The following is a 26,838-nucleotide window of genomic DNA, read 5'->3' on the forward strand; positions in this document are numbered from 1 at the left end:
TTAAAAGGTCTTTCGTTGGTTAAATCTACGAAGAAAAAGGCGCGCGGTCACCAACGATATCTGGAGCCTAAAAGTTGCGTCTTCCTCTTCTGATAGTCCTGGGTGGCCACCATGTGGGTGCATGCGGCTCAGAAGGCCCTGAACATACTGAGGTTTTTGGTTATTTGCGTTCCACTCATTGTAGTCTGACAACAGAAAGTCGTTCTGCCCTAGAAAATCTCGCTTTGCCTTGCTATCGCCTGAACCGATGAAGCCAAGACTTGTGGCAATCTCATTCAAGTAGCTTTCGTAGAAGTTTCGAAGTTCCCCATTCGCAGATGACCATTCGCCTCTTTGGAAAGCGGATACAGCCTGCCGAAGATGACCTTTTGCTACGCTAAAGCTGTGGCGATCCAGTAGAGTAACAATCTCATTTTCTGCCTCGCGGAAATCCAAGCCGGGAATATTTGTCGGGAGCATACGAACAAGTGCTGAAAATTTTTGAGTCTTGGGATCACCCCAAAGGTTTTCACCTTCGACCTCGCGCTCCTCCTCGACGACTTCGAAACCATCAAATCTCAAGCCTGCAAGCAGCTTTTTCCAATCGGGCTTTTGTTTCGTATTATCAGGAGCTTGAATCGCTTTTTCGACTAAAGCACGCTCCAATGGAACAATCCCCACTTCTGTCATCACTTGGGGCTTTATGTCTGCCGCGACTTGAGCCCAACTCGCCACGCGAGCCGATTTACTAGATGAGCTGGAAAACTTTTGAATATCCCACTGGACTTCTAGAACACTCATATCGCTATGGGATTGAAAGTCAGCAATAACTTCAGTCGCTGCAACAATTGTCATTCGGTTAAACGCGTTTTCTTTGGGCTCGAACAAGGTCATGCTGCCCCCTTGGTTTTAGTCATCTTGGTGTAGAGATCGAAGAGCTTTTCCAGCCGTTCGGTGTCATTGCGGAAGCGGCGACCGATGTAGATACGTTCCAGCGTCTCGTCGTTGCGATCATGAACCGCGCGCAGGTCAGCGGGCATCTTCTCGGGGTCGTAGAGATCGGCGATGGTCGCGGGGAAATGCGCCTCGCGCGCCAGAAGGATGTCCTCGGCGCAACGGGTCAAGTCTTCCTTGTTCTTTTCAGTCAGTTTGGGGACGGGGAAAGTGTTCCAACCCATTGTGTTTGAATAGCGGAAGTCTGTCTTCATCTTCCCACAAACAGTGGCAATCCAGACCATGTGTAAATTTGATGCAATTAGCGCCATACTCCAAAGCGGTGCATCATAGATCGCAAAAGCCAGATTGCTGACAATCGACCTCCCCGGAAGAACACCAACCGGCAAGTATGGGCGCTTTTCCGAACTAACTTGTGGAATAATCATCGTCACTCTATCAGCTATGGCTTGAATCTGCCTGAAGCGATGGGGGTAAGCTGCAGCAGGTCGAGTTTCCGCAGCCTTGCTAGCAGATCGGAACTTTGCAACTTCATCAAACCTAATTTTTATCGGTGGGATATGACTGGCAATTGCCACCTCATCATCTTCAACCCACAAGCAAAACCGGCTCTTTCCCTGAATAAACTCAGCAGCTCCTAGGAAAGGCCGAATAAATCGTTCCGCCTCGGGATACGAGCTGAGAATCTGCTCACGTTCATCTTGTGACACAACGAGATGACCACCATCTGTAGGCTTATTGCCCCACACCATTGCACCACGATCTCTTGGAGTGCGGCTCACCTTCTGAACGACTACATCTGCTCCAGGAACCAGATAGGCATTGATAATCTCCGCTTCTTTTACAGCGGTCTGACCTTCTTCATCTTGGGTGAAGAGCTTCCCTGAGCCTTTAGCTTCCCGAGTAATTCCAACAATTGCAACGGTCACTCCCGCATTGTGGCTTGCTAGGTTAGTCCATTTAAAACTGGTGTGAGCAAAAAATATTCTATGCCCCGTTCGAAAAATAAGTGGCCATAACAGTGGAACCTGCTCCCCTTGGCAAATTGAGTTTGTGGAAACAAATGCGGAATCTGCCTTTGTGTTCAAACCGTAATCAGCGGCCTTCAAAAACCAACCGGCAACGTAGTCGAGAGATTTCCACCCTTTACAGCGATCTCCGAAGAGTCGCTGCATATCCGACTTTTGCTCGGGACTTTGCCAAGTAAATCCCAGGTAAGGTGGGTTACCACATATGTAGGTCTCCCCACCTTCGTTCTCAAAGTCGATCTCCGCTTGATCAACCGGCGACATGAATAGGTCATCGGCATGATGCTTTACCCCTGTACCCGTGGGCGGGCAGATGCTCAGCCAGTCGAGTCGCAGGGCGTTGCCGCAGGTGATCCAGTTCATAGCGTCAAGCGGTAGGAACTCGGCCAAAGCTTCCTTTTGACCACGATAGGTCACGTCACATTGATATTCAGCGATGATCAGCGCAAGTCGTGCAATCTCGGCAGGGAAGTCGCGTAGCTCGATCCCACGATAGTTGGTCAGCGGGATTTCCGTGCGCCGATCGGCTTCATCCCGCCGCGTGTTGATCTCGGCTTCGATGGCGCGCATTTCCTTGTAGGCGATGACAAGGAAATTGCCCGATCCACAGGCCGGATCGAACACCCTGATCTTTGCGATGCGATTGCGTAGGTTCAAAAGCTTGCGGGGATTGTCCCCCGCTTCTTCCAGCTTCTCACGCAGATCATCAAGGAAGAGCGGATTGAGCACCTTCAGGATGTTCGGCACGGATGTATAGTGCATGCCAAGCGCACCGCGCTCTTCATCATCCGCCACAGCCTGGATCATCGAGCCGAAGATGTCGGGATTGATCTTCGTCCAGTCGAGGCTGCCGATATGGATCAGGTATGAGCGCGCGATCCGGCTAAAACGTGGCACGTCCGTGGTGCCGGAAAACAGCCCGCCGTTCACGTATGGGAAGGCATTCGCCCAACGGGCAATACCAGCCGTCGTACGATCTTCGGCCTTGGTGTTCATTGCACGGAAGAGCTCGCTGATCACCTCATGGGTGTTTGACGAGTCGCGCTCGCTCATCTGTTCAATCGTCTTGGTGAACTGATCCGCGCTGGCAAAGATGTCGGTGTCTTCCGCGAAAAAGCAGAATATCAGCCGCGCCATGAAGTGGTTCATGTCGTGGCGGCGTTCGGCAGTGCCCCATTCGGGGTTGTCTTTCAGAAGCTCGACATAGAGGCGGTTGAGGCGACCCGTCGCCTTGATGTCGAATGAGCTTTCGCGGATTTGTTTGACGGTGCTGATACCCGCCAAAGGCAGGAAAAAGCCAAAGTGATCGGGGAAGTCTATGTAGGCGCAGGAAATCGTTTCGCCCGTGTTCAGGTCTTCGGCCTCAAGGTCAGCGCCGTCCGTGGCTAGTATGAATTTGGCTTTGGCTTTGGTGGTCGATGGGCTGGCCTTCAGCTCTGCGAGCGTTTGTGTGACGTCGCCTTCGTCACAAACGGCAATGTGGATGTTGTTGGTCTGAAGAACGCCTCCAAGATCGGACTTATTAGAAGCCCCGGTGCGAAGCCGTTTGAGCGTCGTGGCTTTGTTGCCGAACGCTTCGAGGAAAGCATACGGGAACTCCTGAGCGTCAAATGGCTGCTCAGCAAGTGCGGAAATGGCTTCTTCAATTTCGACGGCGTTCAAGGTTCAACGACTCCATAGCTATGGGTTGAACCTAGCAGCTAGCTTTGTTGTGTGCATCCACAGACATACAAAATCTAGCGGATATCCACACCACGCCAGAGAGGGTCTCAAGGGGCGCCTGAACGTCCTTTGATCATGGTCCAGCTTTGACAAGATGGCGTCATCCAAGCCGCGTAGAGTTGGTCTGGGTCCCAAGGGCGCGAAGCGCCTTTGGTCGATGGGTTGGTTCCAAGGAAGGGCAGCGCGACAGCTCCCTTCCTGGTCAGGATTGCAAAAGGGCAGGAACGCTCTTTGCTCTCGAAGAATTCGTCTCCATGAAGTGGTCTGGGGTCTTGGGGGCAGGAAAGCCCGCCAAGTCGATGGGGTGCAGGGGAGCGCCGAAGGCTCCCTTGCGAGTGGTGAAACGGCGATACGTTTGATGGCTCTGATTGGGTTCAATGCCTATAAGAGCCAAGGCCGGGGGGATGCAACGGGGGCGCGCAGCGGGTCCCCTTGCCAAGATGTGTTGGGATAAAAATTCTAAGGGATTTGTATTACAACACACATCTTGCGTTCGGCATAAGAGGCTAATTTTTCGCACTGCACAAAGCTATTTCCTGCATCCAAGGTTTGTCCAATAGCTTTCCATCTTTTGTCCGAAGACCCTTCAAGGGAGGTCTTCGGGCTTTTCTATAGGCCTGAAGAAGAGGCTTAGGGTTCCACCCTCAGCGCGCGCCGCATCAAAACGGATGGTCTCCCGAGGCTCGGCCAAAAGGCCTGCGCCCGCCATCAGTTTTGACGCTCTGCTTGCACACCCGTTTTCGCCAAAGGGCAAGGCTTACAGAATGTAAGCCTGAGCCAATTAGGAAGACGAAAAAGCACAAGTTGGAATTCTGGTTTCCAGCATGCGTCCAGTAAATCCACACGAGCGGCTGTTCGACTTCCAGATGTGGCACCTCCACGGCACGACCTGCACCAACCTTCTGAGGCAGCATTCCTTTTGTCACGACTCAAATCACACAGAGGCGAGCGTGAAACCGACGTGGATATTGAAAGGAAGTCTAATGCCACCTCTTAGAAACCAAACTATCTCACCAAGGCAACCTCGTGTGCCAAGAGGCGACATCCCTTGGGGTGCCGCCGTTGGTCTGCTGCTGGTGGGCGCTCTCGAAGCTTGCATGGGGATCATGCTCTACGGCGCATACTCTGAAACCATGGGCATGATGTCAGACGTCTATCTTTGCGATCTGCCCGCAATCGGCGGTATCTTTTGTTCGCTTGATGACGAAATGACAGTTTCGCATCTTCTGGCGTTCCTATTGGCCGTCTTCAGCATTGTTGTGCCAATGGGCATCTGGTCTGAAGTCATCAAGCAGCGCATCTATGAAGACCCGCAAGGCTGGCTGATTAAGCCGACAAACCGCGCATATGCGATTATCGCGCTTGCTCTCTATGCACTGGTTTTCGCGCTTGAGACCGTGAAACTCTACACACTCATTGCCCGCGAAAGCATCGGCGGTCCGTTTGCGACCAATGACACCAATGCGCTGATGTCGTTCCTTGCAGACAACCAAGGCCTCGGCATCTTCGTTGCCGCATTGGTTGCCGTTGTGAACACGGTGCTCGCGCTTCTCACTGTGCGTGCCGCCTACACCCTCAAAGAATCTATGAAAGGTTGAACCGATGAAAACCATCATCCAATCAATGGCGGCTGGCTGCATGTTTCTTGCAGCGACCGCCGCACAAGCTGATCCGCAATCGGCGGTGTTTCTCGTAATTGAAAACGGCGGCGTGGTCACAGACCGCGACGCCGCCAAGACCACAACTGACTTTGTTCTTGGTGAGATTGTCAAACTCCGCCGCCGTCGTGCGACGCGCGACACTCAAATCCACATTGTTCTAACTGCCAACCCGACCGAGGTCACTTGGTCGGGGACCGCCCAACAACTCTTCGAACAAGGTCAGACTGTGATGGATATGATCGAGTTCAAGGATACGTGCTCCGATCTCAGTTTGGCATGGGGCCAAGTAAAGCTGACAACGCGCATAACGATGCCGGACGAATACCAGCTGATCGCAATAGGCCCGATGATCCATGCAGGCTTCCCTTGTGACGAAGGCGATACGACGATTTCTTTGCCCCAGGACGTACCGACCGACTTGATGCTGGGCGAACTGGCCAGCGCGGCCAGCGTAGTTCGCCTGCTCAATGTGCATGCTGATCAGGACGAAGTTTATCTCGATTACTTGCGCGATGTTGGGCTCGTAGACCGCGCACGCAATGGCGAAGTCGACTTTGATCTCATGGATGCAGCAAGGACCCGTGCCGCACATGGCAACATTATGGGAGGTCAGTAATATGGACAAACTCAGATTGCAGATTGCCCTGTCAGTTGCCATGCAACTCGCCATGCCCGCGCAAGTGAATGGTCAAAATATCACGATCATTCCTCGCGTAGATCAAAGCACCAGCGCTGATCTGGAGCTTTCTCGGATGCTTGATTTTGAGAAAGGCGTTTCACTGAGTGTTCGAACAGACCCCAAGCTGGTTCCATCTGCACGGGTTTTGGAAATGGTCAACAGCATCGATATCCGCGATGGCGTCGGTCTAGCGATCACGCGTGGATATGACATTGACGTTGTGCACGATCTGGTCGTGGCATGGTCGGGCGGTACGGCTGAAATCACGCGCATCCAGCAAACGCCTCAGGGTCTGGTCGTCGCGGGTCTATTCAAGGATGAGCAAGGGCGCATCACTACACCGCCCGAAGGATCGCTCGCAGCCTATACCACAGGCGGGGAAAGGCTTTGCTTTGAGCAAAAGACAATCGAAGGCGTTCCTGATTTGCTTCCGATGTCTTTCGTGCTTCTTGTTGATCGCTCAGGATCGATGGCAGAAATTATGCCGGAAGTCCGTGAGGCAGCAAAGGAATTTGTCGCAGCACTCCCCGATACCGCAGAATGCTCAGTCTCAAGCTTCGCAGGAGATTGGGACTTTTCTCATAGGGGCTCTGAAGGCGCGTTGAACTGCAAGCCGGAGAACTTTGCCTTCGACAACATTCAGGCCGGCGGCACTACCAACATCTACGGCCCCTTGAGGGATGCCTATGGATGGCTCTCAGAACCGGAAAGGACAGATCACCAAAAGGCGGTAATTTTGCTCACCGACGGCAGGGCAACGGATGATGCAGCCAGTGAAAGTCAAACTTTGGCAATTAAAGATGATGCCTATACGTTCGTTTACTACATGGGCGACTCTGACGATCGTTGGCTGAGATCGCTTGCCGATAACTACTTCTCTGGCGGCGGGCGCGCATCTGCGCAACTAGAGCGCTATTTCAACGTCGTTAGCGATGCCTACAGCGCTCAGACGGTGCTTGAACTCCACACCTGTCCTGAGGTGGATACTCATGTCTCGCGCTGACAATCAGCCATCGCGGGACTGGGTTTTTGATCCAGATTTGCATGGCTCTAGCAGGTGGGCGGATGCCGCCCACCTCGCTTCTCGTGGCTACGGTCCTGAAGGTCGCCACCTTTTAGGCTTCCTTCCACCAGAACAACGTGGCGCACGATCAACCCCCATCACATACAGCGGAGACCGGCACGAACTAATCGTTGCCCCAACGCGAGGAGGCAAAGGCGTGTCAGGGGTGATTCCCCGTTTGCTGGATCACCCTGGCAGCGCGATTGTTGTCGATGTCAAAGACGGGGAACTAGCGCTAATCACAGCGCGATACCGCCAAGACGTCTTGGGGCAAAACGTTCACCTAATTGACCCTTACAATATTGTCTGTTCCAAACTCGGCATTGAGCCGTCCAAGCTGAATCCGATGCGCAGTGTCGATCTGGATGGTGATGAACCATTCGATGAAGCAATGCTGATCGCTGAATCATGCACGATTGGCGAAAATGGTGGCGATTCCTTCTGGAGCGACGAGGCCGTCGCCCTCCAATCAGGTCTTATTCTTCGCGAAGTCGAGCGTGGCGGCGACCTTAGTGATGTCCGCAAGTTGCTGAACAGTGACCCAGATGGCTTCGAAATCATACTAGATGAAATGAAAATTAGCCCATATCAGCTTGTTAGAGCTGCTGGTGCAAGATTGGCCAGCAAAGCAGACCGTGAACGAAGCAGCGTCATCTCGACTGCGCAACGGAACACCCATTTTCTCGAAAGTCACAAGCTGGCAAATTCTCTTTCTGCCAGCGATTTCGATGTCAGTAAGATCGGCACGGGTACAACGATCTATTTGATCCTGCCAGCACGACGCATCCATACCGCCAAAAGATGGCTTCGGCTTCTTGTCTCCACGCTGATTTATGAGATCACCGCCCTAGAAGACAAACCAGCGCAACCCGTGATGTTTGTGCTTGATGAACTTGCAGCACTAGACCGCCTGAAAATCGTTGAGCAGAGCTTTGGCCTAATGGCCGGTTTCGGCCTCCAACTGGTTGCAGTCGTCCAAGATTTTAGCCAACTGCGGGACGTATACGGTGAGCGGTGGCAAACTTTTGTCGCCAATGCCGCGAGCATCCAATGCTTTGGCACGAACGACGAGTTCACTGCACGATACCTGTCAGGCCTAAGCGGCCAAACAACGTCCGAAAAACTCAGCTTTGACAGTGCAAATGTTAGAGCATCCTTGTTTAGCGACCCTGAATATAGGGGACAGCTAGACACGCTATATTCGCGGCCTTTGATCACAATGGATGAGCTCATGAGCATGCATCCAGCCACTCAATTCATAAAGCTTGCCGCTGCGCACCCAGTCATTGCCTATCGGCCAGTTTACTATCTGGACCAATGCTACCGCGATAATCGCGGTCAGCCCTTATTCGATATTCACCCCAGCCGCGCGGAGGAACGGCTGGCCAAGCCTATCGATTTTGAAAAGTCCGGTGACAAATTGGGAGAGGTGTTGGCAAAGCACCTGACAGTAGGATGAAGCAATTTTTAGGAACCATAATAGTCAGCTTATTTCTAGTCGCATTTTGTTGGGGGTGCAGCGCAATGATACTTGGCCATTACGGCCTGCGCCTTCCTATGCCGTTCAGATGGCTGGGTTCAGCCACTTGGCAAGCTGGCCCACTTTTAACGCTCTGTTTGGCCGCATTTGCATGGTCGCGCGCATCAAGATGGCGGCGTCTTGAGGCGATGAGAGATCAGTGGCCAGGCGGTGCGGCGGGTCACTTGGCAAGGGGCGAGCTTGCGGTAACGCCGCCACAACGCGACGCAAGCTTCTTGGAGCGGGTTTGCAGAACAGCTTTTTTGCTGGGGATCGTGGCAATCCCATATTGGCTAGGCGCTAACCAGCCAGAGGGAACTGCCTTCGTATTGCTGGCAGCACTCTTCATAACGGTCAAAGCACTCAGATCGGCTAAGTGAGCTCGCCCTCTTGATTGATCAGGCGGCAATACAGCTCGATTATCCGCAATCGCTCGATTTTATTGCTGAAGTGTTTTGGCTCGGTTCCGTCGCTCTTAGCTTTCAGGAAATTTCGCATCCAGCGATTTGAGTGATCGACAAATACCTCTGGAATATCCGGTGTAGGGTATTCTAACCCATCGTTAAAAAAGAGCATCCCGTGAAAATCATAGATCAGCTCAAGGGCACTTAACCAGGCTTTGCTACTACCGAGGTCTTCATTTGCTTCTCTGGCAGGAAGCCAAACGTGTTCTCGATAAAAAGACCTCAAGACAAGTTTGTGATCTGGAGCCACAAAGATTGCGATTTGTTCTTCCTTCATTGGAACCTCCCCCGCTATCCGGATCGCCGCGCGTACTGCGGCATGAGACAATAAGGGCACCAATACCTACAGTCAGTCAACCTATTGTTTTTATTTATCTTTTCCCAGAAACGCCCATGAAATCCCAAAAAATGCTGCGCTGTATATGGTGCGCTACGGCTCCGAAGGTACTAAATACGGCAAAGCAGCAAACTGACCATTCGAAACTGGGAAAAATCGCCACCCAATTTTGGGATTTTATGGCATTGCAGGGAAAATGTCGGTCAGATACCAAGTATTGTTAGTAATTTGTTGTTTCACACTAGATGCTGGCCTAGGAACGCTTTCTAAACTTTAGAAACGACCGGAGTGACATCAGTTCTTGATGCTGCGCAACATAGTGTGCCCAATTAAGGCTTTGGTACCATATATTGAATCTCGACTACTTTTCAAAAAATCAATCCGGATTTCGCAACCTAAGACATCCGCGATTCTATAGTTCGTATCGGTATCCAAGCTGGGCTCTCCGCATACTATCCGCCCGCCAAATTAATGAGGCCTTACTCATTTTTCATCTGTTCTAGCGTCATGCTGGTAGTTTGGTGCTGAAAGAGTAAAACACTTCCAACCGTTATGCTTTCCGAAACACATGCGTAATACTTCCAACAAATTTCCAGAGATTGCACCCCAAGTTTCCAGATGGTTGATCCGCGCCGTTAGCCAGCAAAGCATGAGCAAAATATGGTGGAGCCAATCACTGGAAGGGCTCCACCATGACCAATATTGCAGACGCTTCAAACAACCAGATTCAAGCCGTTTTTTGCGCTCTGAGCGTTCAGCGTGGTACAATAGAACTAACAAGGACGAAAAGTTATCCACATACTTTTCAGTTCGCCACATTCGAAAAGATAGTCAATTATGTCTGATCGCCGCTCCAATAGCTGGCGAGATGCACTGCGTGGAAACCGCTCCATTTCGTCAAAAAATCAATTACGAGAACTTGTTAGGTATCTCGCCCGACGTGCTGCCGAAGATGATTTTGAAAGCTTGCTTCAGCGTCAAAGACGCAAGAAACTAAGGGAACAACAGACAAGAGATTGAAATGCCCATGACCAGAGTCGCCATCTACGCACGCTACTCAAGCGATCTTCAAAGCCAAGCCTCAATCGAAGATCAGATCAGGCTATGCGAAGAACGAGTGCGCGCGTCTGGCGGCACGGTTGTTCAAAGCTACACCGACCATGCCGTTTCAGGGGCTTCCCTGATGCGCCCTGGCATCCAGATGCTCATGCAAGACGCTGCCGCAGGCAAGTTCGACGAAGTGGTCGCTGAGGCACTGGACCGAATTTCCCGCGATCAAGAAGACATTGCTGCGGTGTTCAAGCGTCTGAGCTTTGCGGGCATCAAAATTAACACGCTCTCTGAGGGCGAGATTTCTCAGCTACATATTGGCCTCAAAGGCACGATGAACGCGCTTTTCCTGAAAGACCTCGCTGACAAGACCCGTCGCGGATTGCGCGGCAGAGTCGAGAAAGGCCGCTCAGGGGGTGGCAAATGCTACGGTTATGGCGTGGTTGCCGGAGAAGAGCGCGGCAAACGGGTTGTCAATGAAGCGGATGCGGCAGTGGTTCGGCGCATCTTTGAAGATTACGCATCAGGTAAATCCCCCAAGGCAATCGCTTTCCAGCTTAACGAAGAGGGCATTGCAGGGCCTAGCGGCAAAGGATGGGGGCAAAGTACCATCAACGGCAACCGACAGCGCGGTACGGGTTTATTGAACAATGAGCTCTATGTTGGGCGTCTGGTTTGGAACCGCTTGCGTTATATGAAAGACCCTGAAACCGGCAAGCGTGTCTCAAAGCTCAACCCTGAAGATGAGTGGATCACACAAGAGGTGCCAGAGCTACGCATCATTGACGAACCTCTTTGGGCGAAGGTCAAAGAACGCCAAGCCTCGCTCAACAAGCCTGGAAAACCATTTTGGGCTAAGCAGCGCCCTTGAAACTTGTTTTCTGGCCTCGTTAAGTGCGGCGAGTGCGGTGGCGGTTACTCGATGATCTCGCAAACGCACATGGGCTGCTCTAGCGCCCGTAACAAAGGCATCTGCTCCAACCGGATGGGCATCCACCGTGAGAAACTCGAAGCTGACGTTCTCAGCGCCCTTGAAGAGCACTTGATGGACCCAGAGCTCTGCGCTGTATTTTGTGAAGAGTATACAAAACACATGAACAAGCTCCGCAGCGAACATGACGCCGCGTTGAATCAGTTCAGGGCAGAACACGAACGGACAAAGAATAAGCTGTCGCAAATGGTTGACGCCATCTGTGACGGCGCGCCTGTCGCGCCCATCAAGGACAGAATGCACGCTTTGGAAAATCGCAGGGTGGAACTTGAAGCCTTGTTGGAGGACGTTGAGGAATCGCCTCCGCTCCTACATCCAAACATGTCGCACAGATATCGTGTCCAAGTGGGGCAACTGATAGAAACATTGAATTCGCAAGAGCATCGCGCCGAAGCGATTGATGCTGTTCGATCCCTCATCGAGAAGATCGTCCTGACACCTGACGAAAGCGAAAACCGTCTGGTGTCTGATCTTTACGGCAGTCTGGCTGGAATACTGGCTCTGTCAGACGAAACGAAGTCCAAATCGCAACTAACTAACGCTGCACTCGAAGCGCACAAGGGCGCACTAGGCCTTGTCCAAAACGACGAAAGCGCCCCAGAGGGCGCTTCGCAGGTTAAGTTGGTTGCGGGAGTAGGATTTGAACCTACGACCTTCAGGTTATGAGCCTGACGAGCTACCGGGCTGCTCCATCCCGCGCCAAATCGGTTCGTGTGGTGTATGCCGAGTCGCGCAGGACTGCAAGGGGATCTGGGGCGCGGTTGTAAGAAATTTGTTACGATCCCGCACCGTCCTCGGGGGCCCAAATGCGGCAACCCGCGCGGTCACTGGACGACGCGGTATGAAATCTCTTCAGGGATCACCAGCCGGGTATCGCCGGTAAAGAAATCAGGCGTGGGCGTCCGGCGGGACGGTCGGCAGGAGACCGGGGTCCCCGCATAATAGCGCAGCGCTGCGGGGAAGACCGTGACTGATTTTGTGCCCTCCCCCTTCTTGCGGGACACATTAACCTGACGACCAGCATTGGGCGTTCCGGCGAGGTCCGTCCAGCCCCTGAGCCCCCTGCGCACAACAGCACCTTGGGCGGTGACAACACGCGAGCGGCTGGCAAACTCCTCCCCTATACTCCTTCCGTAGCTCTGACCGGCAAAGGTCTCATTGGCGACGGCAACGCAAACATAGGCGCGGCCTTCGCGCCGGACGACTCTGTGGAAGGTGACAAGTGAATAATAGCTGTCGCGGCCCAACTTGATACTGTTGCCCCAAGTCGTTCGCTGGAAACTACCGTCAAGCGCAACAGTGATGCGTGGTTGGGCATGGGCCAAGCCAGCCAAGAGGCACAACGAAAGGGCAAGTAGAAGTCTCATACCCAACCATAGGGCGAGCGGGACCAATGAGGCAATAATTATTGATTGTGCGGATGAGATCGAAAGAGAGATACGGGTTCCAGAGGACTTGTTAGGTTTGGCGATGACCTACTCTCCCACGTCTTAAGACGCAGTACCATCGGCGCTAAGGCACTTAACGGCTGGGTTCGGGATGGGACCAGGTGTTTTGCTCTCGCTATGATCACCAAACCAAACAAATCCTCTGGATGTCCAAGTCACGCACAGTAACGTGCTGTGTATGCTTTTGATTGTGTCCGTAGGGTGGGTTCAAACCCACCTTACTGTATAGAAGTCTCGCTTCTACTGGATCAAATCAAGCCTATCGAGCAATTAGTACCAGTCAACTGAACGTGTTACCACGCTTACATCTCTGGCCTATCGACGAGGTGGTCTACCTCGGCTCTCAGGGATACCTTGTTTTGAGGGGGGCTTCCCGCTTAGATGCCTTCAGCGGTTATCCTGTCCGATCATAGCTACCCTGCACTGCTGCTGGCGCAACAACAGGTCCACCAGTGGATCGTTCACCCCGGTCCTCTCGTACTAGGGGCAACTCCTCTCAAGTATCCTACACCCACGGAAGATAGGGACCGAACTGTCTCACGACGTTCTAAACCCAGCTCACGTACCTCTTTAAACGGCGAACAGCCGTACCCTTGGGACCTGCTCCAGCCCCAGGATGAGATGAGCCGACATCGAGGTGCCAAACACTGCCGTCGATATGGACTCTTGGGCAGTATCAGCCTGTTATCCCCGGCGTACCTTTTATCCGTTGAGCGATGGCCCTCCCACTTGGGACCACCGGATCACTATGGCCGTCTTTCGACTCTGCTCGACTTGTCAGTCTCGCAGTCAGGCTGGCTTCTGCCATTGCACTCAACGAGCGATTTCCGACCGCTCTGAGCCAACCTTCGCGCGCCTCCGTTACGATTTAGGAGGCGACCGCCCCAGTCAAACTACCCGCCACACAGGGTCCCGGATCCGGATAACGGACCGCGGTTAGACATCAAGCAGAACAAGGGTGGTATCTCAAGGGAGGCTCCACCGAAACTGGCGTTCCGGTTTCAAAGCCCACCACCTATCCTGCACATGTTCGGCCTAATGCCAGTGTGAAGCTGTAGTAAAGGTGCACGGGGTCTTTCCGTCTAACCGCGGGAAACCTGCATCTTGACAGGTAATTCAATTTCGCTGAGTCTATGTTGGAGACAGCGGGGAAGTCGTTACGCCATTCGTGCAGGTCGGAACTTACCCGACAAGGAATTTCGCTACCTTAGGACCGTTATAGTTACGGCCGCCGTTTACCTGGGCTTCAATTCAAGGCTCTCACCTCTCCTTTTAACCTTCAGGCACCGGGCAGGCGTCAGACCCTATACGTCGTCTTGCGACTTCGCAGAGCCCTGTGTTTTTAATAAACAGTCGCCACCCCCTGGTTTGTGCCCCCAGCCCCTAGTTGCCTAGGAACCGGGCCTCCTTCTCGCGAACTTACGGAGGTATTTTGCCGAGTTCCTTCAACATAGTTCTCTCAAGCGCCTTGGTATTCTCTACCAGTCCACCTGTGTCGGTTTAGGGTACGATCTAGCGATGGAGCTATTTCCAGGAACCTCTAAGCAGCCCATTCAATCCAATAAGGATGAACTACCCTCGAGATTCGTCACTTCCATCTGGCCCAGGAATATTAACCTGGTTCCCATCGACTACGCCTTTCGGCCTCGCCTTAGGGGTCGGCTTACCCTGCTCAGATTAGCTTTAAGCAGGAACCCTTGGACTTTCGGCGAGAGTGTCTCTCACACTCTTTGTCGCTACTCATGTCATCATTCTCACTAGTGATCTCTCCACCGGATCGCTCACGCGCCAGCTTCACAGAAAACTCCGCGTCTCCAATACACCCTAAGGTGTGAAGGAGACATGGAATTATGTCACACTACGCTCTGCTACCATGCAATAAATGCATCCTCAGCTTCGGCTCATGGCTTGAGCCCCGTTACATCTTCGCCGCAAGACAACTTATTTAGACCAGTGAGCTGTTACGCTATCTTTAAAGGATGGCTGCTTCTAAGCCAACCTCCTGGTTGTTTTGGTCGTCTCACCTGCTTTCCCACTTAGCCATGAATTAGGGGCCTTAGCTGGAGGTCAGGGTTGTTTCCCTCTTCACGACGGACGTTAGCATTCGCCGTGTGTCTGCCATCTAGTACTCCTCGGTATTCGGAGTTTGGTTAGGATCAGTAAGCCTGTGGGGCCCCATTACCCATCCAGTGCTCTACCCCCGAGGGTATTCGGATGACGCTCTACCTAAATAGATTTCGCAGAGAACCAGCTATCTCCGAGTTTGATTGGCCTTTCACCCCTAGGCACAACTCATCCCGACCTTTTTCAACAGGTGTGGGTTCGGTCCTCCAGTAAGTGTTACCTTACCTTCAACCTGGTCATGCCTAGATCACTCGGTTTCGGGTCTGATCCCACAAACTCAACGCCCTATTAAGACTCGCTTTCGCTGCGCCTACACCTAACGGCTTAAGCTTGCTTGTGAGACCAAGTCGATGACCCATTATACAAAAGGTACGCTGTCAGGGCGCAAGGCCCCTCCAACTGATTGTAGGCGTTCGGTTTCAGGTACTGTTTCACTCCCCTCGTCGGGGTGCTTTTCACCTTTCCCTCACGGTACTGGTTCACTATCGGTCAGTAAGGAGTACTTAGCCTTCGAAGGTGGTCCTCCGATCTTCAGACAGAATTTCACGTGTTCCGCCCTACTTAATACGTCCTCTCATGCTTCTTATACGGGACTATCACCCACTCTGGTTGCGCATTCCAACGCATTCTAACCACAATTGAGGCTCGGCTGGTCCCCGTTCGCTCGCCGCTACTAGGGGAGTATCAATTGATTTCCTTTCCTCCGGGTACTTAGATGTTTCAGTTCCCCGGGTTTGCTTTTCTAAACCTATGTATTCAGTCTAGAAATACCTGTTTTACCGCATTATTGAGCACCGCCGAAGCGGGTAACAATAACACAGTATCAGGTGGGTTGCCCCATTCAGAAATCTATGGATCAAAGCCTATTCTCGGCTCCCCATAGCTTATCGCAGAGTATCACGTCTTTCATCGCCTCTTACTGCCAAGGCATTCACCAAACGCCCTTTTCGCGCTTGATTTGATCCAGAAAAAGCAAGACTTGCGTCCTGCGCGATCCACAGAAGCTGGTAAGAAACTGTAGACCCTTATCCTGGTTCAAAAGCATACTTTTTCCCGCCCACTCTCTAAGAGTGGACAACGAGACATGCGATTAGCTGCCAGCCGTGCGGGCAAGCAGCGTCATGTCTCTGGTTAGTGTACTTGACTTGGACAACGCTGTTCTTTTTCAGCAGGCATACGTAATCTTGGCCGAGGAAACAGCCGCCAAAACGCTTGCATCAGACCCGAAGGCCCTCAGCACCAAACTGAGATCGTCGCCTAACGCGGCGGGATCAAACAGTGTTGATTGTTACTTTGAGATTGCTCTCAAAATAACTGTATCTCTCTAAACGATGTCAATTCGGTCGACTTCTGAAAGAAGTCTGACCAAGACGTCCGATTGGACGAGTAAAAACGCCAGGGCGCTCTTACTGATCTAATCAGTGTCTATTCTATTATGTGGCAACACCCGGCGTATCCGGGACGACCTGAACACGAAGTATGGTGGAGCCTAGCGGGATCGAACCGCTGACCTCCTGAATGCAAATCAGGCGCTCTCCCAGCTGAGCTAAGGCCCCATCACGTTTCCCCTGGCATCCAGAAGAAATCATGGTGGGTCGAGGAGGACTTGAACCTCCGACCTCACGCTTATCAGGCGTGCGCTCTAACCACCTGAGCTACCGACCCATACGGGTGGTAACCCCGTGTTCTATTCCTGAAGAGATATGAGGACGGCTCGGTCCGTAGGTGACATCCGAAGATGTCCCTAAATATGGTCAGTTTTGTTTACTGACCTGCTAAGTGTTCAATGTGTGGTGGGATAAATCCCACCCTAAGTATGAACATCCTTAGAAAGGAGGTGATCCAGCCGCAGGTTCCCCTACGGCTACCTTGTTACGACTTCACCCCAGTCGCTGATCCTACCGTGGCCGCCTGCCCCCCGAAGGTTAGCGCAGCGTCGTCGGGTAGAACCAACTCCCATGGTGTGACGGGCGGTGTGTACAAGGCCCGGGAACGTATTCACCGCGTCATGCTGTTACGCGATTACTAGCGATTCCGACTTCATGGGGTCGAGTTGCAGACCCCAATCCGAACTGAGATAGCTTTTGGGGATTAACCCATTGTCACTACCATTGTAGCACGTGTGTAGCCCAACCCGTAAGGGCCATGAGGACTTGACGTCATCCACACCTTCCTCCCGCTTATCACGGGCAGTTTCTTTAGAGTGCCCAGCCGAACTGCTGGCAACTAAAGATGTGGGTTGCGCTCGTTGCCGGACTTAACCGAACATCTCACGACACGAGCTGACGACAGCCATGCAGCACCTGTCACTGCGTCCCCGAAGGGAACTATCCATCTCTGGATATAGCACAGGATGTCAAGGGTTGGTAAGGTTCTGCGCGTTGCTTCGAATTAAACCACATGCTCCACCGCTTGTGCGGGCCCCCGTCAATTCCTTTGAGTTTTAATCTTGCGACCGTACTCCCCAGGCGGAATGCTTAATCCGTTAGGTGTGTCACCGAACAGTATACTGCCCGACGACTGGCATTCATCGTTTACGGTGTGGACTACCAGGGTATCTAATCCTGTTTGCTCCCCACACTTTCGTACCTCAGCGTCAGTATCGAGCCAGTGAGCCGCCTTCGCCACTGGTGTTCCTCCAAATATCTACGAATTTCACCTCTACACTTGGAATTCCACTCACCTCTCTCGAACTCAAGACCAGGAGTTTAGGAGGCAGTTCCGAGGTTGAGCCTCGGGATTTCACCCCCTACTTTCTGATCCGCCTACGTACGCTTTACGCCCAGTAATTCCGAACAACGCTAACCCCCTCCGTATTACCGCGGCTGCTGGCACGGAGTTAGCCGGGGTTTCTTTACCAGGTACTGTCATTATCATCCCTGGCGAAAGAGCTTTACGACCCTAGGGCCTTCATCACTCACGCGGCATGGCTAGATCAGGCTTTCGCCCATTGTCTAAGATTCCCCACTGCTGCCTCCCGTAGGAGTCTGGGCCGTGTCTCAGTCCCAGTGTTGCTGATCATCCTCTAAAACCAGCTATAGATCGTAGACTTGGTAGGCCATTACCCCACCAACTATCTAATCTAACGCGGGCTAATCCTTCTCCGATAAATCTTTCCCCCGAAGGGCGTATACGGTATTACTCATCGTTTCCAATGGCTATTCCGTAGAGAAGGGCATATTCCCACGCGTTACTAACCCGTCCGCCGCTCACCCGAAGGTGCGCTCGACTTGCATGTGTTAGGCCTGCCGCCAGCGTTCGTTCTGAGCCAGGATCAAACTCTCAAGTTGAAAAGCTGTTACCAGCTTATCCTTGACGTCGAACCTCTGCACATCGTTCAACATGCCTTACTGAAACATGCTGAACATCTTTTCTGTTTGTTGTGCTTTCAGTTATCAAAGTAACCAGAAGCCGTCCAAACAGTGAAGCTGACACTCCATCATCGGCCGAAGCCTAAGAGCGCGATATACAGACGTTGATCCATCGAATGAACCAAACCGCCCACATATCTCTTCAGATACTATCAATTTCAAAGAGCGTAGAGACAAAAGAGACTGGATGCGCCCTGAACTTTGGCGCGCCCCGCCCTAATACCTCTGGTATTTTATCGTTCCGCCTTCTGACCGTCTGTCTGCGTTTCCGCTTCCGTGTGGCCCGTCTGGCGCCCCGTTGGTGCATCTCTGCGCCGCCGGTGAGGGGGGTTCTACGGTTAGTACGGGGTACCCGCAACCCCTTTTTTCAAGAAATATGCATTTTTTGTAACGCAGATGGAAATACGCTTATTTTCAATGGCTTAATCGAGAACATTTTTGCAGATCAACCGGATTTGGGTGTATTTGGCTGGTGAACGCACGCTCTGTGTGGTCCGCCGTTCTCTATATATAGCGTTATCCACAAGCTTACCCCCAAACGGCGGCAAGACTCACTCTGTTTGCGCGAACATTTTTGGCCCGATTCATGCGGTTCACCTCCGACTCGCAGCGAGTCACCTGCCCGATTCCCCTCGGAGTCGGCGATTCACCCGCACAAGACCACCGATTCCGCCTTTATCCTGCCCCACAGAGGTGATTCACTTTCCACAGACTGCTGCTTTTCTCATCAGGATGCCTCAAACCGATGCGCCGATTCCTCATACGCCTGCTGATTGTCCTGCTGATCGCGGTCATTATCACGCTGATCGCCTTCCGCCTGAGCGCTGTCTGGCGCGAAACAGGAACCAAGCTGATTCCGCCATCCGAAGGCACGATGATCAGCACGCCATTGGGTACACTCTATACACTCACCCGCGGTCCGGCTGATGGCACGCCCCTCCTCCTCGCCCACGGCACAGCGGCGTGGTCCGGCTTCTGGGCGCCACAGGTCGCTGCACTGGCAGAGGACGGTTTTCGGGCCACTGCATTTGACCTTCCCCCTTTCGGCTACTCAGACCGTGCAGCAGATGGGGACTATACCCGGACCCGACAGGCAGACCGCATTTTGGCCCTGACCCGCACCTTTCCGAACCGCCCCATTATGATCGCCCATTCCTTCGGTGCCGCCGCCGCAACCGAAGCGGTGCTGCGCGAACCGGATGCCTTCGCCGGTCTCATCATCATCGCCGGGGCCTTGGCCATGGCGGAAACGCCGACCCAAGCCAAACTACCGCTGCCCCTGCGCCCCCGGATCTTGCGGGAAACCGCGCTCTCCCTGACGGCCACCAATCCGATGGCCACCGAAATGCTGTTGCGCGGGCTTCTCTATAACAAGGACGCCGCAACTGATCAGATCATCCGCACCCTGCAAGCGCCGCAGAGACGCGCTGGCACAACAGCGGCCTATGCTGACTGGCTCCCTGCCCTTTTGGCCCCGCGTGCAGACGCCCTCAGTCGAACAGCGGCAAACTACGCTGACCTGCCGCTGCCCGTCCGGATCATCTGGGGGGATCAGGATACCGTCACACCACCGGCGCAGGGCGAAGCTCTGGCCAAAGCCATCGGGCAGCAACCTGTCATATATATAGAGAACGTCGGACACATCCCGCACATCGAAGCGCCTGACGTCTTTATGACCAGCCTGCGCGCTGTACTGAAAGAGATGCGTCAGGCGCGCTGAGCCACTTTGCGCGCAGGCAGGCGCAGGGCCAGAAGGAACAGGATCGCACCCATGTAAAGGATCGGCTCCATCTGGAAGCCTTTCACCAGCCACAGGAAATGCACCCCACCCGCCAGCACCGCGATATACGTGAGCTTGTGCAGCTTGCGCCACGCCACCGCCCCCATCTTGCGCAGGGACAGGTTGTTGGACGTGGCGGCCAGCGGAAGCAGCATCAGGAAACCCGCCATGCCAACGGTGATGTAGGGACGTTTCCAGATGTCCGCCCACATCTGCCCCCACAGCAGGCTCATATCCAGCACAACCCAGACCAGCAGGTGCAGCGCCACATAGGTAAAGGCCAGCACACCAATCATCCGGCGGAACTTGATCAGGTTCAGCCCCAGATACCGCCGCAGTGACGTGATGGTCAGACCCGCAATGAGCAATTGCAGCGCAATCAGGCCAAGCTCATGCTCCAGCTCCTTGATCGGCTCGCGGCCCAAAGCGCCCGTTTGCGCCAGATACAGCAACCACGGCACCGGCAGCAGTCCCAGTATATAGAGCGGCCACGTCGGCACCTTGCGTGCAACACCATTGATCCGATCGACAACGCTCACGTCATGCCTCGTTTTCTTTGAAAGAAAACGGACGGAAACTTTCAAAGTTTCCGCCGCTTTTGGACCCAGTATCGTACATCAAAAGAACTTGGACAGATCCATACCCGCGTAGAGATCGCCAACCTCATCCGCATATCCATTCAGCATCAGCGTCGGAACACGCTTGGAAAACAGCCCGCCGCCCACGACGCGCTCAGACGCCTGCGACCAGCGCGGGTGATCCACCTCCGGGTTCACATTACTATAGAACCCGTATTCACGCGCATTGGCCTGGTTCCAGCTGGTGGGCGGCTCCTTGTCCGTCAGGGTGATCCGCACCACGGACTTGATCGACTTGAACCCGTATTTCCAGGGCACCACCAGCCGCAGCGGCGCGCCGTTCTGGTTCGGGATGTCCTTGCCGTAGATCCCCGTCGCCATCATCGTCAGCGGGTGCATCGCCTCATCCAGCCGCAGCCCTTCGACGTAAGGCCAGTCCAGCACAGGATACCGCACACCGGGCATCTCATCCGGGCGCAGTGCCGTCTCAAACGCCACGTACTTGGCGTCCGACTGCACACCCGCCATCGCCAGCAGATCGGCCAGCTCAAACCCGTTCCACGGGATCACCATCGACCAAGCCTCGACACAGCGGAAGCGGTAGATGCGCTCCTCAATGGTCATCGCCTTCATGATGTCCTCAAAAGCATAGTCACCGGGTTTGTCGACCAATCCGTCGATCTTCACGCTCCAGGGCGCGGTGGTGAGCAGATGCGCGTTCTGCGCCGGATCGCTCTTGCCGGTCCCGAATTCGTAATAGTTGTTGTATTGGGTGATGTCCTCATAGCTGGACGGCTCCAACCCTTCGGCGGCTTCCAACGCACCACCGATGCTGCCCAGACCCAGCGCGGCCGCACCACCCGCCATCAACTGACGCCGGTTGAGAAAGACATTCTCCGGGGTGACGTCATTTTCGCTCAGCGTGTTTTTCCAGCGTCTGGCCATCAGGTCTCTCCATACTCTTTGCTGACACACAGCTAAGACGGCAACCGCCAAGGTCCAAACGCTTTCCGCCTTCATTTCAGCCGTCACACCGAAATGTCAGATATCGCAAGGTCGGTGAAACACGCCAAACGCCTATTTTCATTCACGAAAACACACAGATCCTCACGCAGCCGTGACTGGAAACGGAACAGAGCGCCGGCTTAGGCCGCGGGTTTTTCAGGTCAACGCGAAGCATCCGCGCATGGGCGGAAAACCCCGGCTGAACCAAATGCGATCTGAGGCGTACTCTATTCAATGTCACTGACGACATTGTCTTAACTCAATCAGGAGAAACCCATGTTTCGCAAGACTTCAATCGCTCTGACAACCGCCGCCGCCCTGTTCGGGACCACCGCTTTCGCAGGCGCAACCAAAGATATCGTGGACACCGCATCCGAAGCAGGCAGCTTTGGTACCCTGCTGGCCGCCGCTGAAGCCGCAGGTCTGGTCGATACACTGAAAGGCGAAGGTCCCTTCACCGTCTTCGCACCCACCGACGAAGCCTTTGCTGCCTTGCCAGAAGGCACGGTTGAAGAACTCTTGAAGCCAGAGAACAAGGATCAGCTGGCAGCCATCCTGACCTATCACGTCGTCCCCGGCAAAGTGATGTCCACTGACCTCACAGACGACATGGAAGCCGCAACCGTGCAGGGCGACACCGTGATGATCGACCTTGATGACGGCGTCAAAGTGGACGCGGCCAACGTCACAACGGCGGACATCGAGACATCCAACGGCGTCATCCACGTCATTGACGCGGTGATCATGCCAAACAGCTAAGACCGCCTGCTTTTTGAAGCCTACCGCCCGCCGGGTTATTCCGGCGGGTTTTCTGCACCCGAAGCCGCGCCCCGCGTCAGGGCAAAGTAGATACTGTCAAACCAGTCGTCCCCGATCTGGATCGTCCGCTCGGCCCGCCCGGTCTCAACAAACCCCAGCTTTGTCAGCAGCCCGATGGAAGCCACGTTCCGAGGGTCCACGTCTGCGATGATGCTGTCGAACCCCAGAACGTCAAACCCGTGCCGGATCAGCGCGCCGAGAATTTCAGCCCCATATCCCTGACGCCAATACGCCGCATGCAGGATGAATCCGATCTCGTTGCCTTCCCAGAACCCGGCGGTTCCGACGGCACGGCCCTCATGGTCTATGACAAAGTAACGGTCCTGATCCGCGATCTGCCGGATCCCGGCGACAAGCGCCTCAGTCTCCTGAACCATGACATGCGGCGCGCTGCTCCAGTACTGCATTACCTCTGCCTGTCCAAAGACCTCGAACAGCGGCCCCGCATCTTCGGTCCGCGCGCCCCGCAATACCAGTCGTTCTGTCTTGATCACCACATGGCCTTTCCTGTCACCGCACGGCACAATCGCCCCAACAAAGGAGACATCATCATGCGTGCGATTTTCCCGCAAGGGTCCGAAGCCAGCGCAACCGCGCTCAAACTCTCACCCGGTGTCCTGTCGAACGGCCACATCTTTGTCACCGGCATGACCGGCAGCCTCGCGGATGGCACCATGCCCGATGATCCGGCCAGGCAGTTCCGCAGCGCCTTCGACAAGATCCGCGCGGTTCTACAGGCAGCAGACACAGACACCCACGCCATTGTCGAAATGACCAGCTATCATGTCGGCATCCAGGACCACTTCGACCTCTTCAACGAGGTGCGCTGCGTCTATGTCTCTGACCCGTTCCCGGCATGGACCGCCGTTGAGGTCGCAGCCCTGCGCCGCCCCGGCGCCTTGGCTGAGGTGCGCGTGGTCGCAGCTGTTCAGGCCTGACGGACCAAAAAGCTCCGGCAATCCGGACCATCCCGATCCCCCCTCGCAGGAGAAAGACATGAGCGGTGAAACGAACCTCGACACCTTGATGAAATCCCTGACCGCTGTTCTGGTCGACGGCGTCTATGTCTTTGCCACAATACCCGCAGGCCAGATCCCGCAAGGCCTGACACCTCGGATGGTCTTTGAAGAAGCCGAAGGCACAACGCTGATCCTCCTCAGGTCAGAGGCGGAACAAGCGGGGCTGGCGTATGAATTCCCCTGCCGCATGATCACGCTGAACATCCATTCATCCCTTGAGGCCGTGGGGTTCATCGCGCGCATTGCCACGGAACTGGCCCGCCACGGGATGGGCGTGAACCCTGTTTCCGGGTTCTTTCATGACCACCTGTTTGTGCCCGATGGGCGCGCGCAGGATGCGCTGGGGATATTGGACGCGCTCGCCGCCGCGCCGCGCTAGCAGTCTACAATGCAATCGGGCGGCCAAAGCCGCCCGATACGTCTGATGTCACTCTTTAATGAACGGTTGCATCATCCGGCTTGGGCCGGTTGGTCCCGGCGATGCGGTCGCCGATGATCAACCCATCCGCCCCCGCATCCACCGTGACACTGCTGCCGTCCTTGACATCCCCGGCCAACAACATCTCTGCCAGCGGATCCTGCAAGGCCCGCTGTATCACCCGCTTCAAAGGCCGCGCGCCGAACACCGGGTCGTACCCTTCGTCGGCCAGCCAGACCTTCGCCGCATCTGACAGATCAAGCGTGATCTTCCGTCCCGCCAGCCGCTTCAAAAGCCGCGCAAGCTGGATATCCACGATCCCGGCCATGTCGTCCCGCGCCAGACGGTCAAAGATGATCGTCTCATCCAGACGGTTCAGGAACTCGGGCCGGAAATGCGCCCGTACCGCGTCCATCACATCCCGCCGCGCGCCTGCCATATCGCCACCATCGGGCAGTTGGCTCAGCGCCTGCGCACCCAGGTTGCTGGTCAGGATGATCAGCGTCTGTTTGAAATCGACCGTGCGGCCCTGGCCATCGGTCAGCACACCATCGTCCAGCACCTGCAACAGCACGTTGAACACATCCGGGTGCGCCTTCTCGACCTCGTCAAACAGCACCACCTGATAGGGACGCCTGCGCACCGCTTCGGTCAGCACACCCCCCTCGTCATAGCCAACATAGCCGGGAGGGGCGCCGATCAGACGCGCGACGGAATGCTTCTCCATGAACTCAGACATGTCGATCCGCACCATGGCGTTGTCATCATCAAACAGGAACTCCGCCACCGCTTTGGTCAACTCGGTCTTGCCAACGCCGGTTGGCCCCAGAAACAGGAACGACCCCAGTGGCCGGTTCTCATCATTCAGACCCGCACGCGCGCGGCGCACGGCATTGGCCACGGCGGTCACAGCAGCTTCCTGCCCGATCACCCGCGCATGCAACTGATCTTCCATGCGCAGCAGCTTGTCGCGCTCCCCTTCCAGCATCTTGCCAGCCGGAATGCCCGTCCACCGCTCCACCACGGAGGCAATCTGATCAGGGCGCACGGCCTCTTCGACCATCATCCCGTCTTCATGGCTTTCCGCAGCTTCCAGCGATTTCTCCAGTTCCGGGATCACGCCGTAAGACAGCTCCCCGGCCTTGGCCAGATTGCCTTCCCGCTTGGCGATCTCCAGATCGGCACGCGCCCGGTCCAGCTTTTCCTTGATGTCCCGCGCCCCCGCCAGCTTGTCGCGTTCGGCCTGCCAGGTCGCCGTCATCTCGGCGGAGCGTTCCTGAAGGTCTGCCAGATCCTTCTGCAACGTCTCCAGCCGATCCTTGGAGGCTGCATCATCTTCCAGCGTCAGCGCCTGTTCCTCGATCTGCAATTGCAGGATCTGCCGGTCCAGCGCATCCAACTCCTCAGGCTTGCTGTCCACTTCCATCCGCAACCGGCTGGCGGCTTCATCCACAAGGTCAATCGCCTTGTCCGGCAGGAATCGATCCGTGATGTAACGGTGCGACAGCGTCGCCGCCGCCACCAACGCGGAATCAGAGACACGCACACCATGGTGCAACTCATACTTCTCCTTGATGCCGCGCAGGATGCTGACGGTATCTTCCACCGTTGGCTCCTGCACCAACACAGGCTGGAACCGCCGCGCAAGCGCCGCGTCTTTCTCCACATACTTGCGGTATTCATCCAGCGTGGTGGCCCCAACGCAGTGCAACTCACCCCGTGCAAGCGCCGGTTTCAGCAGGTTGGACGCATCCATCGCCCCATCCGCCTTGCCCGCACCCACCAGCGTGTGCATCTCATCAATGAACAGAATGATCTCGCCTGCGGCCTCGGTCACTTCGGTCAGGACCGCTTTCAGCCGTTCCTCAAACTCCCCACGATACTTCGCGCCCGCAATCAACGCGCCCATGTCCAGTGACAACAGGCGTTTGTTGCGCAAACTCTCCGGTACGTCACCATCAATGATCCGCAAGGCAAGACCTTCGGCAATCGCCGTCTTACCCACGCCCGGTTCACCAATCAGCACCGGGTTGTTCTTTGTCCGGCGGCTCAGCACCTGCATCGTCCGGCGGATTTCCTCATCCCGGCCAATGATCGGGTCAATCCGGCCCTCTTCAGCGCGCGCCGTCAGGTCCGTGCTGTATTTCTTCAGCGCCTCGTATCCGTCCTCCGCACTCGCGGTGTCAGCGGTCCGGCCCTTGCGCACATCATTGATGGCTGAATTCAGCCCCTGCGCTGTCACATTTCCCGCTTCAAGCGCGGTCTTCGCACCCGACTTGACCATGCACAACGCCATCAACACGCGCTCCACAGGGACAAAACTGTCGCCTGCTTTCTTCGCAATGGCTTCCGCCTCACCCAGCACCTTGACGGTTGTGCTGTCCAGATACACCTGCGCGTCGCCGCTGACCTTGGGCTGCTTGCCCATCGCCAGATCAAGCGCATCGACCACTTTGGCCGTATCCCCGCCAGAAGCGTTGATCAGATTTGCCGCAAGGCCCTGATCATCGTCCAGCAATGCTTTCAAGATATGTTCGGGAACCATCCGCTGATGGTCTTCCCGTGTCGCGATGGTCTGGGCTGCCTGCACAAAGCCACGCGCGCGTTCCGTGAACTTGCTCAAGTCCATGGGTCTCTCCTTTTCTGTTAAGCGCTCTGGTCTGACCCCGCCCGCCCGGCGGCACAGGATCTGTTGAGCCTCACCGTCAATTTGGGAAACCACCCCATGCTGTTCAAGGGCCTGCACCAGATGAATTTCAAGCCGTTTACAACATCTTGTGACTGACGCTCACTTTCACACCAGAATTGCGACATCCCTTTGCAAACGCG

At 54.8% G+C, this 26,838-nt stretch carries 19 protein-coding genes, 3 tRNA genes and 3 rRNA genes; 11 read left to right on the top strand and 14 right to left on the bottom strand.

Annotation, left to right across the window (positions count from 1 at the left end; genetic code table 11):
• Both Q1A91_RS04300 and Q1A91_RS04305 read right to left on the bottom strand, forming a co-directional pair.
• Complete coding sequence (locus Q1A91_RS04300; RefSeq protein ID WP_299873313.1) at positions 1–873, bottom strand: hypothetical protein; 873 nt, start codon at positions 871–873, stop codon at positions 1–3.
• Positions 870–3,623 (bottom strand): DNA methyltransferase, encoded by a 2,754-nt coding sequence (locus Q1A91_RS04305; protein ID WP_299873314.1) that lies wholly within the window; start codon positions 3,621–3,623, stop codon positions 870–872. Before Q1A91_RS04305 ends, Q1A91_RS04300 begins: the two co-directional genes overlap by 4 nt.
• A 1,043-nt stretch (positions 3,624–4,666) precedes the next feature.
• Between Q1A91_RS04305 and Q1A91_RS04310 the strand changes: the two genes are divergently transcribed.
• Genes Q1A91_RS04310 through Q1A91_RS04325 form a run of 4 tightly spaced genes read left to right on the top strand, consistent with a single transcriptional unit; the run spans position 4,667 to position 8,545 of the window.
• On the top strand, positions 4,667–5,281 hold the full coding sequence (locus Q1A91_RS04310) for a hypothetical protein (protein ID WP_299873317.1): 615 nt from the start codon (positions 4,667–4,669) through the stop codon (positions 5,279–5,281).
• 4 nt (positions 5,282–5,285) lie between these two features.
• Positions 5,286–5,960, top strand: a complete 675-nt coding sequence (locus Q1A91_RS04315) for a hypothetical protein (protein ID WP_299873319.1) — start codon at positions 5,286–5,288, stop codon at positions 5,958–5,960.
• Positions 5,935–7,026, top strand: a complete 1,092-nt coding sequence (locus Q1A91_RS04320) for a vWA domain-containing protein (protein ID WP_299873322.1) — start codon at positions 5,935–5,937, stop codon at positions 7,024–7,026. The genes Q1A91_RS04315 and Q1A91_RS04320 overlap by 26 nt, the downstream gene beginning before the upstream one ends.
• The gene (locus Q1A91_RS04325; RefSeq protein ID WP_299873324.1) at positions 7,013–8,545 is read left to right on the top strand and encodes a type IV secretory system conjugative DNA transfer family protein; all 1,533 of its coding nucleotides are present in this window, start codon (positions 7,013–7,015) and stop codon (positions 8,543–8,545) included. The genes Q1A91_RS04320 and Q1A91_RS04325 overlap by 14 nt, the downstream gene beginning before the upstream one ends.
• A 432-nt stretch (positions 8,546–8,977) precedes the next feature.
• On the opposite strand, the gene Q1A91_RS04330 is transcribed toward Q1A91_RS04325, so the two are convergent.
• A complete protein-coding gene (locus Q1A91_RS04330; RefSeq protein ID WP_299873327.1) occupies positions 8,978–9,346 on the bottom strand; it encodes a hypothetical protein in 369 nt (122 codons plus the stop codon).
• Positions 9,347–9,974: 628 nt separating this feature from the next.
• Here Q1A91_RS04330 and Q1A91_RS04335 point away from each other — a divergent pair.
• From Q1A91_RS04335 to Q1A91_RS23690, 3 genes are read left to right on the top strand one after another with little or no spacing between them, the layout of a single operon-like run.
• The gene (locus Q1A91_RS04335; RefSeq protein ID WP_299873329.1) at positions 9,975–10,403 is read left to right on the top strand and encodes a hypothetical protein; all 429 of its coding nucleotides are present in this window, start codon (positions 9,975–9,977) and stop codon (positions 10,401–10,403) included.
• A 30-nt stretch (positions 10,404–10,433) separates the two neighbouring features.
• The gene (locus tag Q1A91_RS23685) at positions 10,434–11,327 is read left to right on the top strand and encodes a recombinase family protein (protein WP_367278637.1); all 894 of its coding nucleotides are present in this window, start codon (positions 10,434–10,436) and stop codon (positions 11,325–11,327) included.
• 3 nt (positions 11,328–11,330) lie between these two features.
• On the top strand, positions 11,331–12,113 hold the full coding sequence (locus tag Q1A91_RS23690) for a zinc ribbon domain-containing protein (protein ID WP_367278644.1): 783 nt from the start codon (positions 11,331–11,333) through the stop codon (positions 12,111–12,113).
• Here the strand turns inward: Q1A91_RS23690 and Q1A91_RS04345 are convergent.
• The 7 genes from Q1A91_RS04345 to Q1A91_RS04375 all read right to left on the bottom strand — a co-directional run bounded on the left by Q1A91_RS04345 (position 12,070) and on the right by Q1A91_RS04375 (position 18,309).
• Positions 12,070–12,146, bottom strand: a tRNA-Met gene (locus Q1A91_RS04345). The two genes, Q1A91_RS23690 and Q1A91_RS04345, sit on opposite strands and share 44 nt — an antisense overlap.
• Before the next feature lie 125 nt (positions 12,147–12,271).
• Positions 12,272–12,814 carry a hypothetical protein gene (locus Q1A91_RS04350; protein WP_299873332.1) on the bottom strand — a complete coding sequence of 181 codons (543 nt, stop codon included), beginning with the start codon at positions 12,812–12,814 and terminating at the stop codon, positions 12,272–12,274.
• A 95-nt stretch (positions 12,815–12,909) separates the two neighbouring features.
• Positions 12,910–13,024, bottom strand: a 5S ribosomal RNA gene (gene rrf / locus Q1A91_RS04355).
• Positions 13,025–13,144: 120 nt separating this feature from the next.
• Positions 13,145–15,978 (bottom strand): 23S ribosomal RNA (locus Q1A91_RS04360).
• Positions 15,979–16,499: 521 nt separating this feature from the next.
• Positions 16,500–16,575, bottom strand: a tRNA-Ala gene (locus Q1A91_RS04365).
• Between the two features lie 32 nt (positions 16,576–16,607).
• A tRNA-Ile gene (locus Q1A91_RS04370) sits at positions 16,608–16,684 on the bottom strand.
• A gap of 165 nt (positions 16,685–16,849) precedes the next feature.
• Positions 16,850–18,309 (bottom strand): 16S ribosomal RNA (locus Q1A91_RS04375).
• Together the 16S, 23S and 5S rRNA genes with 2 tRNA genes alongside form the textbook arrangement of a ribosomal RNA operon.
• 826 nt (positions 18,310–19,135) lie before the next feature.
• Here Q1A91_RS04375 and Q1A91_RS04380 point away from each other — a divergent pair.
• Positions 19,136–20,110, top strand: coding sequence for an alpha/beta fold hydrolase (locus Q1A91_RS04380; RefSeq protein WP_299873335.1), 975 nt, complete (start codon positions 19,136–19,138; stop codon positions 20,108–20,110).
• Here the strand turns inward: Q1A91_RS04380 and msrQ are convergent.
• Together msrQ and msrP are read right to left on the bottom strand one after the other, a co-directional pair.
• Positions 20,098–20,709, bottom strand: a complete 612-nt coding sequence (gene msrQ / locus Q1A91_RS04385) for a protein-methionine-sulfoxide reductase heme-binding subunit MsrQ (protein ID WP_299873338.1) — start codon at positions 20,707–20,709, stop codon at positions 20,098–20,100. The two genes, Q1A91_RS04380 and msrQ, sit on opposite strands and share 13 nt — an antisense overlap.
• 78 nt (positions 20,710–20,787) lie before the next feature.
• The gene (msrP, locus tag Q1A91_RS04390) at positions 20,788–21,693 is read right to left on the bottom strand and encodes a protein-methionine-sulfoxide reductase catalytic subunit MsrP (RefSeq protein WP_299873342.1); all 906 of its coding nucleotides are present in this window, start codon (positions 21,691–21,693) and stop codon (positions 20,788–20,790) included.
• 336 nt (positions 21,694–22,029) lie between these two features.
• On the opposite strand from msrP, the gene Q1A91_RS04395 reads away from it, so the two are divergent.
• A complete protein-coding gene (locus Q1A91_RS04395; protein ID WP_299873347.1) occupies positions 22,030–22,512 on the top strand; it encodes a fasciclin domain-containing protein in 483 nt (160 codons plus the stop codon).
• Between the two features lie 35 nt (positions 22,513–22,547).
• On the opposite strand, the gene Q1A91_RS04400 is transcribed toward Q1A91_RS04395, so the two are convergent.
• Positions 22,548–23,069, bottom strand: a complete 522-nt coding sequence (locus tag Q1A91_RS04400) for a GNAT family N-acetyltransferase (protein ID WP_299873350.1) — start codon at positions 23,067–23,069, stop codon at positions 22,548–22,550.
• 54 nt (positions 23,070–23,123) lie between these two features.
• Here Q1A91_RS04400 and Q1A91_RS04405 point away from each other — a divergent pair, with 54 nt between their 5' ends.
• Complete coding sequence (locus Q1A91_RS04405; protein WP_299873352.1) at positions 23,124–23,510, top strand: RidA family protein; 387 nt, start codon at positions 23,124–23,126, stop codon at positions 23,508–23,510.
• 58 nt (positions 23,511–23,568) lie between these two features.
• Positions 23,569–23,970: an ACT domain-containing protein gene (locus Q1A91_RS04410; RefSeq protein ID WP_299873355.1), complete on the top strand. Its 402-nt coding sequence runs from the start codon at positions 23,569–23,571 to the stop codon at positions 23,968–23,970.
• Between the two features lie 55 nt (positions 23,971–24,025).
• On the opposite strand, the gene clpB is transcribed toward Q1A91_RS04410, so the two are convergent.
• Positions 24,026–26,638 (bottom strand): ATP-dependent chaperone ClpB, encoded by a 2,613-nt coding sequence (gene clpB / locus Q1A91_RS04415; RefSeq protein ID WP_299873358.1) that lies wholly within the window; start codon positions 26,636–26,638, stop codon positions 24,026–24,028.
• Positions 26,639–26,838: the final 200 nt, after the last annotated feature.

The organism is uncultured Sulfitobacter sp., assembly GCF_947500075.1.
In the GTDB taxonomy this organism is placed as follows: Bacteria; Pseudomonadota; Alphaproteobacteria; order Rhodobacterales; family Rhodobacteraceae; genus Sulfitobacter.